Genomic DNA, 16,899 nt, shown 5'->3' with positions numbered 1-16,899 from the left:
TTGCGCAAAGAATACGCCTGTTGCGGTTAGGACAGAATGGACAAACCGGGACAATGATTGGACAAATCGAACACCTATCTGATTTTGGTTATATTTCGGAACCAATCTGGGATGATCAGTTACCGCTCAGCGAGAACTTCATTTCATCTCAATCTTTGACTGGCAATGCGACCATTTCATCTTGCAACGTCTGCCGTCCATCAGGCAGAATTGACCAAAGCTCGTATATGCCCTGTCCCTCTTCCGACGACATGAACTCATCAAAGGCCTTTCTCAGTTTCTGACCATCTGGATGATGTCGGGAAAAAAGGATAAACAGGTTACTGGTCGGCACAATGTCTGTTGTCGCGTAGGTTTTTGCAACATCGGCACCCAGTGTCTCTGTTAGATCAAACCATCCGGGTTCTTCGTCTTCGAAAAGAATATCAGCCCGGTCTGCATTCAGAAAACGCCAAGCCGATTCAGGATTGGCAACAACATCGACACCGACATCAAGCTTTTTAAATTCTTTTTCGTGCCAATAACTGGCAACCACCACCGGACGCAACCCCAGATCGGCAACGTCGCCAAAATCATTGATTTCCAATCCATCTGGAAAACGGGAAAGCTTATAAAATCCCTTGTGGTTTGAAGAGGCCACCGGGAACTCGGGAATATGAAATTCATCGCTTCTTTCGGATGTTTGCCACCACGGGAAGGTCGCAACATACTCTCCGCGGCGTGTCAATTCCATTGCGCGAGGCCATGACAGGAACTCGAACCGTGCGTCCAATCCCATAGCGCTGAAAATCTTGCTAATGCGCCCCGAAATCGTACCGAATTCCAGGCGGTTTTCTGTTACCAGCGGGGGCCATTCGGCAACAGCAAAATGCACTTCGATACCGGAGCCGGAAGCTTTTGACGGATCTGGTTGCGCAAGCGACGCTGTGATCGTCAAACAACTGACCGCAATCGATGTCAAAACGACAGAGGATCTCAAAAAATATGCTGTCTGTTTTGTTCCCACCGTTCTTTGGCCTCCTGCAAGGTTAAAAGAATGACACTTTGATGCGCCGAAAACAGGACTGTGTGATACGGCCTGAAGTAGCAAGCGATCCAGAGTTTGCTACAAAAACAATAAAAGTCCAAACTTGCACCGCGAAAACAGCAGAACTTCTTACATACTCCTCAACCCTCCCGCGGGACTAAAAAATTCATGCCGCGACCTGTCGATCCTTTACCAGCACTATGCTAAGTTATTTCTTTCGGCCCTGCACAATTAGGTCAAACCCCTTTAAAACTGCGACAAATGGGAAGATGCCTCACAGCCGCGCCATCGCCATTTTTACCGATCTTGACGGCACATTGCTTGATCATGACACCTATAGCTGGGTGGATGCCCGTCCGGCACTGGACCGCTTGAAGCTGCTTTCCATCCCACTGATCGCGGTATCTTCAAAAACAGTCGCCGAACTTGAATATATCAATGAGACATCAGGCCTCTTTGACGGACTTATCGGTGAAAACGGCGGCGTAATCGCGCTTAACGGCAATGTCGAACAATATGGCCCGGCAACCGAAACGGTTGATCGCGCCCGCGAAAACATCCGGTCTGCTGTCGCTGTCCCCGTTGAAAGTTTCCGCACTGTCAACCCGGAAGTCATTGCGGCAGAAACCGGTTTACCGCTTGAAGATGCAATACGCGCAGGCCAGCGATATTGCTCGGACCCGCTGATCTGGCAGCCTGCAGCGAAGGACATCGCACTTGCCCGCAAGATCGCGGAAAAGTCTGGTCTTAAGCTGGTGAAAGGCGGAAGATTCCATACATTGTGCGGGACGTCGAGCAAGGGACAGGCGATGCGGCGTATGGTCGAACGTTTGACGATTACCTGGCTTGATGATGCATCCCAGCAGCGCTTCACGACAATCGCGCTCGGAGATTCTCCAAACGACATTCCGATGCTGGCCGAGGCCGACTACGCCGTACAAATTCCATTAAAGCATGGAAAGCGCACGCTACCGCTGCTTGAGCACCCAAACCTGCGCATTGCGCCCGAGCCGGGCCCGTCGGGATGGAACGTGGCGGTTAATGAAATTCTGGATCAGATAATCAATACCAATAAAAACAGCGAGGTACTTCATGGCTGATTTCCATCAGGGTGGCCCGATTACAACCCTTCATCGCATTCTTGACCGCAACCCGGAAGAACTCGCCTATGAAATGAGCGCCTTCGCCCGCCAACGGCGTCAGACCCTGATCCTGCCCTGCCTGTATTCCGAACTCGAAACCCCGGCCATGACCACCATTGTCGAGGGGCTTAAACAGGCGACCTATATTGATCAGATTGTCGTTGGGCTTGATCGTGCCGATGCGCAGCAATACCTCCATGCCCGCGAGTTTTTCAAGGACCTGCCGCAGCATGTTCGCATCCTGTGGAATGACGGCCCGCGCCTGCGCAACGTGCATGATCGGCTGGCTGATAACAACCTCGCCCGTTACGAGCCGGGCAAAGGCCGTAACGTCTGGTACTGCCTTGGTTATACACTGGCGTCTGGCCGCAGCTCGGTGATTGGCATTCATGATTGCGACATCGCGACCTATACCCCGGACCTGCCGGCCAAGCTGATGTATCCGATCGCCAACCCGGCGTTCAACTTTGCCTTTGCCAAGGGCTATTACGCGCGCGTTGCCAATGGCACGCTCAAGGGCCGCGTGTGCCGCCTGTTTGTCACACCGTTGATCCGGGCACTGAAACAGGTCGTCGGCAAGACCGATTTCCTGAACTATCTTGATTGCTTCCGCTATGCGCTGTCCGGGGAAATGGCGATCCGCACAGATGTTGCCTATGGCCTGCGTGTGGCGTCCGACTGGGGCCTTGAAGTTTCCATGCTTTCGGAAATGTATCGTAACCATACGGTCCATCGTCTGGCCCAGGTTGATATCGCCGATATCTATGATCACAAGCACCGCGAATTCGACCCGGCGCAAAAGGATGACGGACTGTCACGCATGGCAAGTGACATCGCGAAATCGCTGTTCCGCAAACTCGCCACCCAGGGCACGGTCTTTACCCCGGAAACCTTCCGCACACTCAAGGCAACCTATTACCGCGTTGCACTTGATTTGATCGAGCAGTACCGCGCCGATGCTTTGTTTAACGGGCTCAAGATCAATCGTGACGAGGAAGAAAACTGCGTTGAAGTCCTGTCAGAAGTGATCATCAGTGCCGGTCAGCACTATCTTGAAAACCCGCTCGAAAGCCCGTTCATCCCAAGCTGGCAGCGCGTTGAAAGTGCGATGGGGGATATCTTTGAACAGCTTTCAAGTGCTGTTGAAGATGACCTTCATGACATGGAAATCGGCAAATAACCGGGGCTAGGCGCCGCCCTATTCTTCGATCGGGAAAATAGCAAGGAAGACCTGAAGAATGTCTTCCTTGCCCGGCTTTTGCAGCAAAACTGGCAACAGTAAGCGGATCGCGCTCTGCCAGTTCTTCTGGAACACCTGCAAATGATGAAGCTGTGGCTCGCCCGTCATTCGCAGAACGGTCATTGACGCATGCAGGCTGGTTGAAAACTGGCTGTCGAGTTCACGGGCAAATCCACCGCGCCAGTCCTCTCCGGTCAGGGCCGCGATATTTTCGCCTTCGATACGTATCTGAAAATCATCCTTCTCGGGAATATACTCAAAGATCGAGATATCTTCGATCCATGCCCTCAGATTGCCCGGACGAAAATCGCCACGCGTGGGCAATTGTCGCCCTGATGCATGTTTGTTCCAAAAGGCAAGCAACTCACGAGCTTTGGCTGGCACGTTATCGTCCAACTCATCTTGCGAGATTTCCTTTTCCTGAACGGCACTTGACTCCAACTCAAATCCCCCTGTTACACAGCATGCATTGGCGCACAGACGAACCGCCCGCCAATCACCTGACGGACAGGCATCTGAAAATGATTGGATGCTTGGGGCTGGTATTCGCAGATGCCGCTATCATCGTGCCAGAACCCCTGTCGCCCGGCGATCAGAACGGCACACGAGGACACGTTACCCATACGGCACGCGCCCGGCGCTTTGCGGCAAACATCGGCAAGCGCACGGATATGTCCGTCTCCACCCTTGGGCAAACGGGTCAATTCAATATCGGAGGTGTCGAACATTGGCGGTAAAATTCCCAAAACTCATTTCAGCATCCACTTGGGGACACTCACGCCAGAAACAAGCTTTGCGGATCAATTTGCCAATGATTATGCGCGATACAGAAAATGGGTAACAAAAACCTGCTTGATCACCTTCCCGGACCGATCCGTGGTCTGGACGGGCAACAAAATGCGCAGCCACTCTTCCCATACCGCACGCTGGTACCCGACACGCTGAAAGGCCGGCTTTCCGGTATCGATGACTTCTAGAAGCGTCGGATAAACGGTTGTCCCGAAATCAAGATCGATCTGACGCGGCGAACAGCCCTTGTAACATTCACCACTGGCCTCGATGAGGTTGGGCGCATCAATGCGAATAACGAAATCCCGGTTTTCAGGCAGATATTCATAAATACAGATATCGTCGAGCCATCGCGACAAAACGTCTGCATTCAATCGCTTGCGCTCAGGCAATTGCCCATTGCGGGCCGCATCCCACCAGATTTCTACATATGCCCGAACACGGTGGTCGGTATCATCGGGCAAGTGTGGAATCCGAACTTCCTGCGCGTAAGCCATTGCGCGTCATGCCCCTGATCTCTTCAACTCTAAACCACCGTATACAAGGAAATTTTACCTGCGTGCAACAGTGTTTGCGCACGTCAAGCATGCACTATGGTTTAATGATTTTAAGCAGCACAATAGACAGCGGAACGACAGGCATATCTCCGACAGCAATCAACCTAACTGGTTTGCGAGCGCTGCCCGGCAAACAGCTTTGCGTGGGATTTCAACAACCGGGTCACCCGGTCCATAACGCGACGGATACTCTCGCGATGTCTGTCACCGTCATTTACGACAATCCATTGACCGTGCCGAAGGTCTGAAAGATCCTCGTCAACACGTTCAAGCTGTGGCTCTACATCGCCAACAAAACAAGGCAGCACCGCATTTCCTGTTCCAGCCACCGCAAGGTCAAGCATGTCTCGTGCCCGATCAACCGTGACCATCACTTGATCACTAAAATGTTTGTGTGGCCAGACTAGGTATGGCGACACAGCATAATCTGCATTTATCGCAATCCAACGATCCTGATTGGTCGAAGGCATGTTTCTTGATCGATAGGCGCAGTATGCCACCTCGCCGGTTTTGACACTTGCCAGGTTTCGCTCTGTTGGTGCGACAGCGCGAATACCAATATCGTTCTCGCGATGCTGCAGCTTGGCGCGTTCTTCGGAAATATGCATCTCAATGCCAAACGGGTCATGCGCTGCAGAAATCTTTGAGAAATTCTGAGCAATAAGACGCGCCACCCAACTGCCCGCCGCCAATCGAACAACAGAATGCCCATCTGATTTGCCGTACCACGCATCCAGACGTCTTGCCGCTGCTTCCATTTCAAGCAGTTCTTCAAAAAGGTGCTGCCCATCAACGGTCAACTCATAACCGCTCGGGCTTCGCACGAATAAATGCCGCCCGGTTGACTGTTCAAAAGCAAGGATGTGACGCCCAAGAGTGGCCGGGCTGCTGCCCAAACTCTCCGCAGCGGCCGAAAGCCCGCCATGACGCGCCACCGCCATGAACAACTGATAAGCGCTCCAATCTGCATTTTTCATTTTTGAAAAATATAACCCAAAATGTGAACTTCATTTTTCATCATATCACATGGGACAAATGGCTGGTGCTTGATTTTTAACGGAGAATTATTTTGGATGATCAGCCAAACTTCATTCAGTTCCTGGGGCACCAATACACGCTGTTTAGATCGCAAACAGAAAACCGAACTGCAAACGATCAGATAAAGTCCCGCACGCCGATACCACTTGCGTCATGCGAGACAGAGACGCCGCGAAAGCTTGTCTCAATTCTCGTACGGATACGAATGCTGTGGATTGGGCACTGAGGTGTGCTAAACCGGCATGGCATCACGATAGCGCTGCAGAAGGCGGCTTTCGGTGCGGTTGCGGCCATCCATGTTCGATATCCAGACGATCTGATAGGGCGCCAGCCTCATCATGCCGTTATAGTCGCCCACCACCTGCTGAGTGATCAGATCCTGCCAGCCTTCGGTCATGATCAGGTTGATCTTTGACAGATCGAGGTCCTGCGGGTCTTCTGTTAAATTAAACACGCAGAAGATGCTTTGTTCATTCAGATGCGATTGCCGCCAGATGCCCAACAGGTTCTGGCCAAGGTTGAGTGTGTATTGCGTGGCATTCGGATGGAAAGCGGGCTGTCCCTGACGGATCGACATCAGGGCACGCAACTGATCAAAAGCCGAGCGTGCTGGGCCTTCACGCGTCAGCGTTTCTTCCGCATCATCAAGCTTCCAGATTTTGCGGTTCAGGCGCCGTGGAATGCCGGTTTCAGTATAAGCATCCTGATCATTTTCCGTTGCTAGAATGGTTTGAACGTAAATTGCCGGAATGCCTTCAAGCGACATGGCGATCGCCTGGCTCATCACAAAGCGTTCCAGCCCCATGGTGGTTTCACCGGCAAAGTTTTCAGCCAGCATGCTAAACAGCGTGACATTAAGCTCATAAGGCTTCTGTCCACCGCCCTTGAGCGCCCGGTAACTGACCTGCCCGCCCATCTTGACCGCGTGATCACGCAGGCCTTCAATTTCGTCATCCGGGATCAGGTTTTCGGCCGGGCGCAACCCGATGCCATCGTGGCTTGCGGTAAAGTTAAAGAACGTACAGCCCGCAGGCGCAGGTGGCATCGCCATGATGCATTTGCGGATATAGTCGCTCCGCCCGCTCAGCAACGCGTGAATGATTACCGGCGGCAGCGAGAAGTTATAAATCAGATGCGCTTCATCCTGATTGCCGAAATAGGACAGGTTTTCCAGAAGCGGCAAATTGGTTTCCGTAATAAACAGCACATCGGGATGCACGGCATTACAGGCCAGACGCATCGCCTTGATCAGTTTGTGGGTCTGTTCAAGATTGATCGACGTGCTGCCGACTTCTTTCCAGATAAAGCCAATCGCATCCAACCGCACCACGCGCACGCCATGCCTGAGGTAATTCAGCACGACCTTGAGCATCTCGAAAAACACGTCCGGATTGCCGTAATCCAGATCGACCTGATCGTAGCTGAAGGTACACCAGACCTGCTTTTCGCCGTTCTTGGTTACCACGTGGTTGAGCAAGGCATGGCTACGCGGGCGCACGACATCGGACAAATCGTCTTCAAGACTTGCGGTCTTGATATAATCAACACCAGGCTTCTCGCCGGCCAGAAACTGCTGATACCACGGGTGGGATGCCGAAATATGGTTGGCCACCAGATCGGCCATCACCGTACCGTGTTTTGCCAGATCCTCGACATCGCTCCAGTCACCCAGTTCCGGGCGCAGCATATCGAAATCGCTGACCGAAAAGCCATCATCAGACGTGAAGGGATGGAATGGCAGGATATGAATGCCTGTCAGCCAGTCTTTCAGCCATTTGCGATGAAATTCGCCAAGGCTTTGCAGGCCCTTTTTGCCGTCCTGCTGGATGCTGTCGCCATAGGTGATCAGAAACGCATCGCGCTGATCCCATTTTCGCAGGTATTCCTCACAGGGTTCTGGCCCATCGCCCTCGATCGGCAGGCCCAAAACCTCGAACACGCGACGCACCAGTTCGGCATGGTCGTGCGCGGGATACACATCCGCAAGGAGGTTGCGCATCGCGCTTGCAAACGCAATACGCCCCGAGGTTCCGACAACACGATCCATACTGGTTCCTTCCGGGCAGGCAATTCAAATGATTAAACTTATGAAACAATGAAATAATGAAACTGCCTGCGATGCAAGCAGGCATTTAGCGATGCCAAAATACAGGGCATCTGTTCAAAACGATGACGCCCGACAGGATACCGGGCGCCAGAGCTGCATTACAATCACAAAACGCTTAAGGCGCAATCGTTACTTCAACCAGCGCATGGGTGCGGTTGGTGTCGATATGATTGATCGCATCGCGCAGGATACCGGGCAAATCCTCTGCCCGTTTGGCCTTGGCGACCCAGGCACGGCTGGCCTCGGCGACCTTGGTGAAGTCCGGGCTCGGTTTGAGCGCAGTCAGCGGCATCTCATTGGTTTTGGCCGCATAGCCATCCGGGTACATGCCCGTGACCGACTGGCGCACCGCCCCCCATTCATTGTTGTTCAGAACAAGGATCAGGACCGGAAGCTCAAGCGCCTCGGCAATCTGATGGCAGGCTGTCGGGTTGGCAAACATGTAGGACCCGTCGCCCATGGTGGCGACGACCAGCTTGTCCTTATCGGCCAGTTGATAGCCCATCGAGGCTGGGAAGGACCAGCCAAGCCCGCCGGAATGCGGCTCCTGATACCAGCTGCTGTGTTCCGAAAGCGACAGCGGCTCCAGCGGGCAGCCAAGCTCCGAGAATACCGTGGCAGCACGATCCGCAATCGCATCCGAAAGACAGCGCGAGACATAGGCCTTGGTCATCGGGTCCACCGCCCCGGCATCGGCCATGGACAGGGCCTTTTTGCGGGTTTCGGCATTGATGGCGGAGATCTTTTCGCGGCGATCTGCACAAACCGACTTATGATCCGCATGACGGCGATCCATGACCTCAGAAAGCATCATGATCACGTCGCCGGTTTCACCAACAAGCGAGATATCGGCGGCAAAATTACGCCCCGGAAAGCGGGAATAAAGTGGGTTCTGCCCAATCTGAATGACTTTGCAGTTGCTCGGCAGATCATGGATATCGGGCGACCAGGGGGCAAGGCAATCCATCACCACCACCGCATCGGCATCCTTAAGCCAGGGTGCCGGATCCATGCCAGCAAACATCGGATGTTCTGTGCCAATGGCAAGCTGGATCGCCCAGTATTGCACCACCGGGATGCCCCACTGATCGACCAGATCACCAAAACGCCCAAAGGCCTCTGCCGTGCCGGTGCCGCGTTGTGCGATGATCACCGGGTTCTTGGCATTGGCCAGAACGTCAGCAGCCTGTTCGACCGATGCTTGCGGCGGGGCGACCGGAACCGGCTGCATGCGAAGCGGCCCGTTGATCTCGTCCCCCGGACACGGCTCACACAGAACTTCGCGCGGCAGGCTGACATAGGTCGGGCCCTTGGGCACGGATGATGCGATGGCATAGGCGCGATCAACGACATCGGGCACCTGTTCGGGGAATTTAAGCTCATACTCCCATTTCGAACTTTCCCGCACCAATGCCGCCTGATCACGCATTTCCTGGCCCCAGCCAATCGGCACGGTACGTGCGCCCAGCCGCCCCTTTTCCATCACCGGGGTTCGGCCCGACATCAGAACGACCGGCACATGTTCGGTCGCGGCATTGATTGCCCCAATCGCACAGTTGGCAAGGCCGACATTGGTGTGCGCCATCACCGCCTGCGTCTTGCCGGTCGCAAGGTAGTACCCATGCGCCATCCCCATCGCGGCATTTTCGTGCGGCATGATCAGCGCGTGTGGCAGGTCGATATCCTTTGCCGCGGCCTCGGCCAGGCCTTCGATGATCGGCGGGAAGTCGGTCCCGGAATTGGCAAAGATATAATCAATCCCGATCGCCTTCATGCGGGCCAGAACCGCCCCACCAGCGGTCAGGGTGATTTGACCGGAATTTTCCTGCTTGTCGTTTTTCATCAGACGCCTCTTGCTTTCCGGGAGCTTGCTGCACTTAATCTGTTCCATTTTGTTTGTTTTTGACGTGCCGTTTGGCAAGGCACAGCGTGCAGAGCGATGCGGCACATCGGTCAAACGCTGTAACGCTGCGAAACGCCGTCAAAAACAAACCCTGCGGGCCGGGACAGATTAAATGCAGCACACTCCTTTATTTCTATATTTGAAATATTATTTATAATATAGTTTATTCTTGAAATCCGCTGCCCGTCAAGACAGGGCGGCAGCATATTTACTGTTTGCATGGGAAAGTGATCCGATGACCAGCCAACTCAATGGTTCCGTGCTCAAGGCGTTCAAGATCCTTGATCTGTTTGCCGCCGGGCAAAGCGAATTGACCGCCAAGGAAACGGCCGATGCGCTTGGCATCAACATGATTACCGCGCACCGGTTCCTGCACACGCTGGTTCATGCCGGGGCATTACGGGTGACATCGCGCGGCGTCTTTCGGTTGGGATATATGTTTGCCGATCTGGGCGAACGTGTTTTACAAGAAGGCAACCTGCCCACCATCCTGCAGCCGATCCTTGATCAGCTCGCACGCGAAACCGGTGAGGCCTGCATGGCGACCGAATTTGATCGCGACATGGCCGTCTGCATTGCCAAGGCCCTGCCCGACCGGCCGCTTTATGTTGATATCCGGATTGGTTCGCGCCTTGATGCGTTTTGCACCGCACACGGCAAATTGTGGCTCGCACATATGAATGCCGAGGGGCAGGACCGCTATTTCAAAACTGCCGACCTGAGCCGCATGACCGCCCACACCATCACAGATATCAACACCCTAAAGGCTGAGCTCGTCATCATCCGCGACCAGGGCTTTGCCACCAACAAGGGCGAGCGCGAAAATGACATCTATGCCCTCGCCGTTCCGATCACCACCGCCCATGGCAAGATGATCTCGGCCCTGTCGATATTTGGCGCATCGCCCACAACCCTTGATCAGAACCGCGACAGGTTCCTGGGCGCGTTACAGGACGCAGCCCTTTCTGCACAACAGGCACTTTACGGAACAAACTGATCACCGTGGAAATGAAACAAAAGAACCCCCGGTCCAATAGTGAACCGGGGGAAGTCGTGTCGTTTGGAGGCAGGCGGGCGTTTTACGCCCCTGGGAATCCCGGATAAAACTCAGATCACCCCATCATCACGATAAAGGCGCGACCTGCCCTGCACATGACTTGGGAAATCATCAAAAATAAATCTATCCCCATTTCTGTGGCAAACAGCTTCACCAACGCCCGCATGAAAAACCTTCCGGTTACGTTATAGATTCTGCGATTTCCATTTGGCACCTCAACGCATTTGCAATGTTTAAAATGTCCACTAAAGTTCAAAAAAGGGGCCTGACCCTAGGTCTCGTAATCGAAACGCAAATGGAGGCGGGCATGCGCTCCCCTGCTCTTCAGACCCTGGTAGAGGCGGCCGAGACGGCCTTCACAACCCATGCAACCGACGCGGTCTCGCGCCACAGCATCGTGCGGGCCTTCGCTGCGCTGAAAACGGGTCGTCCCGCCTCTGGACGGAACGCCGCCCGTCTGCCGGTCTGCGACCTCTGGCTGGACAAGGCCCTGTCTTCGGCAGATTTGACTGGCGACTTGCGCCGTCTGGCCGACGCCTTCCTTGCCGTGGAAAACGCGCTTTGCTGGCAGCCCCGCAGCGGCACAACCGCCAATGCCAGTGCGGATTTCGCAGAGAACCATGCCAATGCCATGCTGATCGGTCCCGGCGGGATCGAACGTCGCAGCGATGTCTGGCTGGGCGTCTCCCTGCTGGCACCCGGCGTGCGCTATCCCGATCACACCCATCCCCCGGAAGAAACCTACCTCGTCCTGACCCAAGGTGATTTCAGCCAAGATGACGGGCCCTGGTTCCAGCCGGGCCCCGGCGGCTCCTTCTATAATCCGCCGGGCATTCTTCACGCCATGCGTGCCGGACGAACGCCGCTTTTCGCCTTCTGGCTCCTGCTGGCACAGGACAATTGACCATAGGCTCTACCAAATGCAAAAAGGGGACAAATGCAAAAGGGGACGCCCCCTTTTTCAGTAATGATACCGTGCCTGCGCAATATAAATCGCGTCATCGGTGTGCTTATATACCAGCCGATCCGCCTGACTGATCCGGCGCGACCAGTACCCGGACCAGTTATGCCGCAACGGTTCGGGCTTTCCCGTCCCGGCATAGGGCGTGCGCTTGATTTCCTTGATCAGGGCGTTAATCCGCTTGACCATCTTCTTGTCTGTCGCCAGCCAGTACAGAGTGTCCTGCCATGCGTCCTCGCTCCAGACCAGCTTCATTCCTCGACCAGCGGTCGCTCAATCCCGTTCCCTGCTTCCAGTTCAGCAATCGAGCGGTTAAGGCGCTGCGCATTGGCCGGACTGGACAGCAAATGCATGGTTTCCTGCATGGCGTCATAATCCGCCTTGCTGATGATCACCACATCATCACCCGATTTTTGCGTAATATGAAACGGTGTATGATCGGCATTCACCGCCTTCATCAAGTCGGCAAATGCCTGTCTGGCCCGGCTATAGGGTAAAACCCGCACAACAACTCTCCTGTACTTGGCTTCAATCTAATTGTACGACACTTGGTACAATTGAACAACAAGTCGATTATTGTGCGTTCAGGCGCTCCACCCCCGATCCCATCCATGCGTCACGCCCGCGGAGGCGGGCGTACATCTATCAAGGCTAGTCTATTGCGAACAAGCTAAAAGGGGTCTGTCCCCTTTTTTCTGAATCAAAATCATTGCATTGTTTCACAAGTATATTGGGGAACTATATTGGGTCGATCTCGATTGACGCAGATACAATAGACTTTCCTAACACCGACCAGTTTCGACAGGGACACTTTTTATGTGTACAAAATGGTAAGTTATTCAGGAGTTCTCACCGCCACATCCTATTAAAACTTTACAAGTTGTTACCTGAAAATATCCGAGCGCAATATCCAACACCCTACTGATATACACCTCAACGATTTGATGAATCGGTTTCGTTCTCTGCTGCGGACGAAAAAGGGGACTGTGCACTTTTTTATGATTTTTTGGGTTGCCAACCTTTCTTTTCTTCTTCCGACATTGAGCTAAAAAGACGTGAGCATATACCGGAAAGCTCTCCCGGCGAGTTCCCAAACAATTGGAAGTTGGTTAGAACGTAGCGCGCTACAGTCTTCGGCCACTTTCCAGATTTATCTGCATCAATTATTGTAAATTTCGCAGTTTGGTAATTACCGTATCGACTTCCCATTTCCTCTTTGAGGGCAGTTTCAAACTCACCAAAGCTCCAATCATCGGTGCGATTCTCAAATCGATTCAACACCTGCTGTTTTGCTTGAGAAAGCTCCGCCATTCTTTTCTCCCACGCTAAAAACAATGTTTAATTTTTTCACGCCAATTAAAATGTGAAAAGGGGACCGCCCCCTTTTCTTACAATCCAACCAAGACTGCCCTCCCCTATGCTGATTTTGCCCCTTCTAAGAAGTCATCAAACAATTCGAGATTTTCAACGATACTTTCGAGGTGATCGGTGATTGGGTCTGTCAGATGCGTCCACTTTCCAGATTCCCAAGCAGATATCAGCATTTCGACATTCAGTTTTGATGGAAAGAAGAACATTCCCTCCCCCAAATTTTCCCAACCATGCTCGGCAAGCCTATCAACATGATTAGAAGACCGAGAGATATAAGCCATCCACTGTTTCTTGCCGCCGAGATACTTGTAGTCCACATCAAAATAGAAGCCGAAATCGGTTTCTCCCTGCCCAACAAGATCAGCAACCCCGTATGAGTTACTCGTGTGATCCGGCCGTCGACAGAACCAGAAACCGGCAAGCCAATTATCTTCCCCAATATTCCAGTGTTTCGGGGCCAGCCAGATATTTTCCAAATCCGCCTTTTTCGTTCCGCCACGGTGCCAGTCTTGCCTCTTACTCCAAACGGTTAAAGCATCTTCGCATTTACGATATGCTGTGCCTTCGATTTCCTGCTCTAAAAAGACAGCGGATCGGTTCCATAGGGCTAAATCCTGCAAAATTGCCAACCCTGCCTGTTTTGCACGTTCATTCATGACATTATCCTCGAACAATATTTTCGATATGATCGGCAAAATTATTGGCCAGAAAACTGGAAATTTGCGAGCTCTGCTCTGCTGCTGCCCTGAGAATACTCGCCACTTCCGGCCAAGACATGCAGAACACCTGATCGGCATCGCTAGACCCGGACGCAGGGTTCCTGCCATCGAGGGTCAAATAGACAACCTTCCATGGTCGCGCTGATCCCGCACGGGCTGCAGCAATCCTGCAATATCGATCTATTTGATCGGGCTGCTCCCCGGCACCGATCTTTACTTCAACAATCGTCAGAAATTGCGGGCTGTCGATAAGTATATCGACCCGGTTACCAGTCATACCATCCGGATTATTTTCACAGACAACCCTGACACTGGAAAATGATGCTGGCATTTCCGACAAGGAAAGAAATCTTTCAACCAATCCAGCACCAAGGCCATGGCCGGCTTTCGGATCAAGGTACCATGCCAGAACACGTGAAATTCGAAGCTCGTCCTTTTTCAGTCCAGCTATTTCCCACACATTCTCAATCGGGAGCCAATTGTCGACTGGATCGCGCAGATTGTTTGACAGCTTGAGAATGCGATCTGCAGCAGGTAGATCAAGGCCTGCCACCATGGGCATATGATCTACCAGGCATGTTTTTCGGACAGAATCGAGCGCATTTTTGAGGCGACAAATATCTTTTTTCTTTATGCTCAATGAGTTATCGCCTGCAACCATTACAATTCCCGTGAATAAGAAGACAGCCTTATTTTCTCTACTAAGCGTCTGTCTCTCTCAACCATATTTTAGCAGAACACAAACAACCACCAAACCACAACCTGAGATAAAAAAAGAAAACCCCGGCACATTTCAGTACCGGGGCAAGTCGTGTCGTTTGGAGGTCGTCAGGGCTTTGCCCCTTGGGAGTCTCAGAGAGACCTCAGATCGCCTTGATGGTCACCGGGCGTTCCACCTGTTTCATCAGGCGGTTGCGGATCGGGCGGCCAAACAGGGTGGATTCAATTTCGAATTCGTCGCCGTCCTGGGTGGTCACGCCATCGGCGAAGCTGAGCGTCGCGGTGCCAAAGAAATGGGCATGCACGTCGCCCGGACGGCGGAACAGGTCGTATTTGAAGTGGTGATATTCAAGATTGGCGATCGAGTGCGACATATTGTCTTCGCCGCTGACGAACGGCTTTTCCCAGATCACCTCGCCATCGCGATACAGGCGCGAGGTGCCCTCGACATGGCTTGGCAGATCACCCAGCAGCAATTCCGGCCCCATCGAACAATGACGCAGCTTTGAATGCGCCAGATAAAGGTAGTTCTGGCGTTCCATCACATGATCGGAAAACTCGTTGCCAATCGCGAAGCCGATGCGTACCGGCGTGCCGTCATGATCAATGATGTAAACTGCGGCGATTTCCGGCTCCTCGCTGCCATCCAGGGCAAAGGACGGGCTTGGAATATCCGCCCCCGGATCGGCAACGATGGAGCCATCACCCTTATAAAACCACTCCGGCTGCACACCATGTTCGCCCGCCTTGGGCTTGCCGCCCTCGACCCCCATACGGAACATCTTCATTGAGTCCGTTTCATTGGCGTCCTTGTTGTCGGCCTTGTGCATGTTCGCGCGCGCCGAGGCGGAGCCAAGATGGGTAAGGCCCGTACCGGTCACCAGAAAATGCGCCGGATCGGCATGAGTGATCGGCGGCAAAAGACGCCCGTCACGCGCGACCTCGTTATAGTCGACCGTGATGTCGCCCATGCGGATTTTCGCCTTTTCGATCATCGTCATGCCCTTGGCAAGCGCGATCGTCGCAAGTTCGCGGGTGGTGGAAACCCCCTTGAGCGGGATCAGGGTGTTTTCGTCGTTGACCACGGCAACATGCTGTGCGCCGGCGGTGTCCTTGAATTGAACCAGTCTCATAAATTCTGTCCTGAACGGTCTTGGTTGTCTGTTCGAAATATGTGCGGTTGGCCGGTATCAGACCCAGCCACCATCAACGATAAAGTTCTGGGCGGTGACCATGCGGGCTTCATCGGAAATCAAAAACAGCGCCATGCGGGCAATATCGCCCGGCAGTACCTTGTTTTTCAGGCACTGGCGTTCATCGATTTCGCGTTCGGCCGCTTCATCGACCCAAAGGTCAAGCTGGCGTTGCGTCATCACCCAACCCGGCACAAGCGTATTGACCCGGATATGATCCTTACCGAGGTCACGCGCCATACCGCGCGTCAGACCATGGGTCGCAGCCTTGGCCGTGGTGTAGCCCGGCATGCCGCCCTGCCCCATCATCCAGCTGACAGAGCCGAAATTGATGATCGCGCCACCACCGGCCTTTTGCATCATCGGGGCCACCGCCTGGATCGAGAAGAAGGACGGGCGGATATTGATCGCCTGGCGTTCATCCCAGTATTCCGGGGTGACGTCCTGCCATTTATGGCGGGTGTCATTGGCGGCATTGTTCAGAAGCCCCGTGATCGGGCCATTGATTTCGGCTGCCTTGGCGACAGCTGCCTGAAGGGCAGCGATATCGGTCAGATCACACTTGATAAAGACCGGCTCATTACGCGCATCCTTGGAAAGCTTTTCAACAAGCGCATTACCGGCATCTTCCATGATGTCGACAAAGGCGACCTTGGCCCCCTGTTCGACAAAGGCGGTCACCAGCGCCTCGCCAATGCCAGATGCCCCACCGGTGATGAATACCGATTTGTCTTCAAGGCTTGTGTAGTGTGTCGGCATGCGATCAGACATGATCTTTTCATCTCCCGTCATGTGCTTTTTTTACTGTCAGGCGCACAGAAACCCCATGTGCACCATCATGATTTCAACCCAAAATTGACAGAAAGTACACCCATTGCAAACGTTGCAGCGCGGTAGAACCAGTTATCCTGGAACCAACTTTTCCGACGCCCGCCCTTGCGATCCGGATCCGCCTAGCGTTCCGGGTGTTTGACCTCGCACGACGTCATGATGTTTCCTCCTGACAATTTTGTTTTTATTCTTCATACAATAACATTAATGATCAGGATGTCCGGACCTGTCAAGCGTCAAACAG

The 16,899-nt window shown here is 53.4% G+C and carries 18 protein-coding genes; 4 read left to right on the top strand and 14 right to left on the bottom strand.

What is annotated here, in order from left to right:
- Positions 1-148: 148 nt before the first annotated feature.
- A complete protein-coding gene (locus tag ACXAIA_RS20000) occupies positions 149-1,006 on the bottom strand; it encodes a hypothetical protein (RefSeq protein ID WP_475350906.1) in 858 nt (285 codons plus the stop codon).
- A 290-nt stretch (positions 1,007-1,296) separates the two neighbouring features.
- Between ACXAIA_RS20000 and ACXAIA_RS19995 the strand changes: the two genes are divergently transcribed.
- Together ACXAIA_RS19995 and ACXAIA_RS19990 are read left to right on the top strand one after the other, a co-directional pair.
- Positions 1,297-2,127, top strand: coding sequence for an HAD-IIB family hydrolase (locus ACXAIA_RS19995; protein WP_475350905.1), 831 nt, complete (start codon positions 1,297-1,299; stop codon positions 2,125-2,127).
- Positions 2,120-3,349 carry a glycosyltransferase family protein gene (locus tag ACXAIA_RS19990; protein WP_475345727.1) on the top strand — a complete coding sequence of 410 codons (1,230 nt, stop codon included), beginning with the start codon at positions 2,120-2,122 and terminating at the stop codon, positions 3,347-3,349. The genes ACXAIA_RS19995 and ACXAIA_RS19990 overlap by 8 nt, the downstream gene beginning before the upstream one ends.
- Before the next feature lie 18 nt (positions 3,350-3,367).
- Here ACXAIA_RS19990 and ACXAIA_RS19985 read toward each other — a convergent pair whose 3' ends face one another.
- From ACXAIA_RS19985 to ACXAIA_RS19960, 6 genes are all read right to left on the bottom strand, one after another.
- A complete protein-coding gene (locus tag ACXAIA_RS19985; RefSeq protein WP_475350904.1) occupies positions 3,368-3,805 on the bottom strand; it encodes a PAS domain-containing protein in 438 nt (145 codons plus the stop codon).
- 59 nt (positions 3,806-3,864) lie between these two features.
- On the bottom strand, positions 3,865-4,137 hold the full coding sequence (locus ACXAIA_RS19980; protein ID WP_475345725.1) for a hypothetical protein: 273 nt from the start codon (positions 4,135-4,137) through the stop codon (positions 3,865-3,867).
- An 87-nt stretch (positions 4,138-4,224) separates the two neighbouring features.
- Positions 4,225-4,695, bottom strand: coding sequence for a hypothetical protein (locus ACXAIA_RS19975; protein ID WP_475350903.1), 471 nt, complete (start codon positions 4,693-4,695; stop codon positions 4,225-4,227).
- Positions 4,696-4,859: 164 nt separating this feature from the next.
- Positions 4,860-5,732, bottom strand: coding sequence for a LysR family transcriptional regulator (locus ACXAIA_RS19970; protein ID WP_475350902.1), 873 nt, complete (start codon positions 5,730-5,732; stop codon positions 4,860-4,862).
- Positions 5,733-6,025: 293 nt separating this feature from the next.
- Complete coding sequence (locus tag ACXAIA_RS19965) at positions 6,026-7,840, bottom strand: alpha-amylase family glycosyl hydrolase (protein ID WP_475350901.1); 1,815 nt, start codon at positions 7,838-7,840, stop codon at positions 6,026-6,028.
- 175 nt (positions 7,841-8,015) lie between these two features.
- Positions 8,016-9,743, bottom strand: coding sequence for a thiamine pyrophosphate-requiring protein (locus ACXAIA_RS19960; RefSeq protein WP_475350900.1), 1,728 nt, complete (start codon positions 9,741-9,743; stop codon positions 8,016-8,018).
- Positions 9,744-10,038: 295 nt separating this feature from the next.
- On the opposite strand from ACXAIA_RS19960, the gene ACXAIA_RS19955 reads away from it, so the two are divergent.
- Positions 10,039-10,800, top strand: a complete 762-nt coding sequence (locus ACXAIA_RS19955) for an IclR family transcriptional regulator (protein ID WP_475350899.1) — start codon at positions 10,039-10,041, stop codon at positions 10,798-10,800.
- A 367-nt stretch (positions 10,801-11,167) separates the two neighbouring features.
- The gene (locus tag ACXAIA_RS19950; protein ID WP_475350898.1) at positions 11,168-11,764 is read left to right on the top strand and encodes a dimethylsulfonioproprionate lyase family protein; all 597 of its coding nucleotides are present in this window, start codon (positions 11,168-11,170) and stop codon (positions 11,762-11,764) included.
- 57 nt (positions 11,765-11,821) lie between these two features.
- Here the strand turns inward: ACXAIA_RS19950 and ACXAIA_RS19945 are convergent, their stop codons facing one another.
- The 7 genes from ACXAIA_RS19945 to ACXAIA_RS19915 form a co-directional block, all read right to left on the bottom strand.
- Positions 11,822-12,076, bottom strand: coding sequence for a Txe/YoeB family addiction module toxin (locus ACXAIA_RS19945; protein WP_475350897.1), 255 nt, complete (start codon positions 12,074-12,076; stop codon positions 11,822-11,824).
- On the bottom strand, positions 12,073-12,327 hold the full coding sequence (locus ACXAIA_RS19940) for a type II toxin-antitoxin system Phd/YefM family antitoxin (protein WP_475350896.1): 255 nt from the start codon (positions 12,325-12,327) through the stop codon (positions 12,073-12,075). The genes ACXAIA_RS19945 and ACXAIA_RS19940 overlap by 4 nt, the downstream gene beginning before the upstream one ends.
- A gap of 490 nt (positions 12,328-12,817) precedes the next feature.
- On the bottom strand, positions 12,818-13,132 hold the full coding sequence (locus ACXAIA_RS19935; RefSeq protein ID WP_475350895.1) for a hypothetical protein: 315 nt from the start codon (positions 13,130-13,132) through the stop codon (positions 12,818-12,820).
- 104 nt (positions 13,133-13,236) lie between these two features.
- Complete coding sequence (locus ACXAIA_RS19930; RefSeq protein ID WP_475350894.1) at positions 13,237-13,848, bottom strand: hypothetical protein; 612 nt, start codon at positions 13,846-13,848, stop codon at positions 13,237-13,239.
- A gap of 4 nt (positions 13,849-13,852) precedes the next feature.
- Entirely contained in the window at positions 13,853-14,572 is a 720-nt protein-coding gene (locus ACXAIA_RS19925) for a PDDEXK-like family protein (RefSeq protein WP_475350893.1), read from the bottom strand.
- Positions 14,573-14,774: 202 nt separating this feature from the next.
- Positions 14,775-15,764, bottom strand: a complete 990-nt coding sequence (araD1, locus tag ACXAIA_RS19920; protein WP_475350892.1) for an AraD1 family protein — start codon at positions 15,762-15,764, stop codon at positions 14,775-14,777.
- 57 nt (positions 15,765-15,821) lie between these two features.
- The gene (locus ACXAIA_RS19915) at positions 15,822-16,595 is read right to left on the bottom strand and encodes an SDR family NAD(P)-dependent oxidoreductase (RefSeq protein WP_475350891.1); all 774 of its coding nucleotides are present in this window, start codon (positions 16,593-16,595) and stop codon (positions 15,822-15,824) included.
- Positions 16,596-16,899 lie beyond the last annotated feature (304 nt).

This window comes from Thalassospira sp. ABL2_045 (genome assembly GCF_056161285.1).
This window is presented reverse-complemented; position numbering and strand designations above follow the sequence as displayed.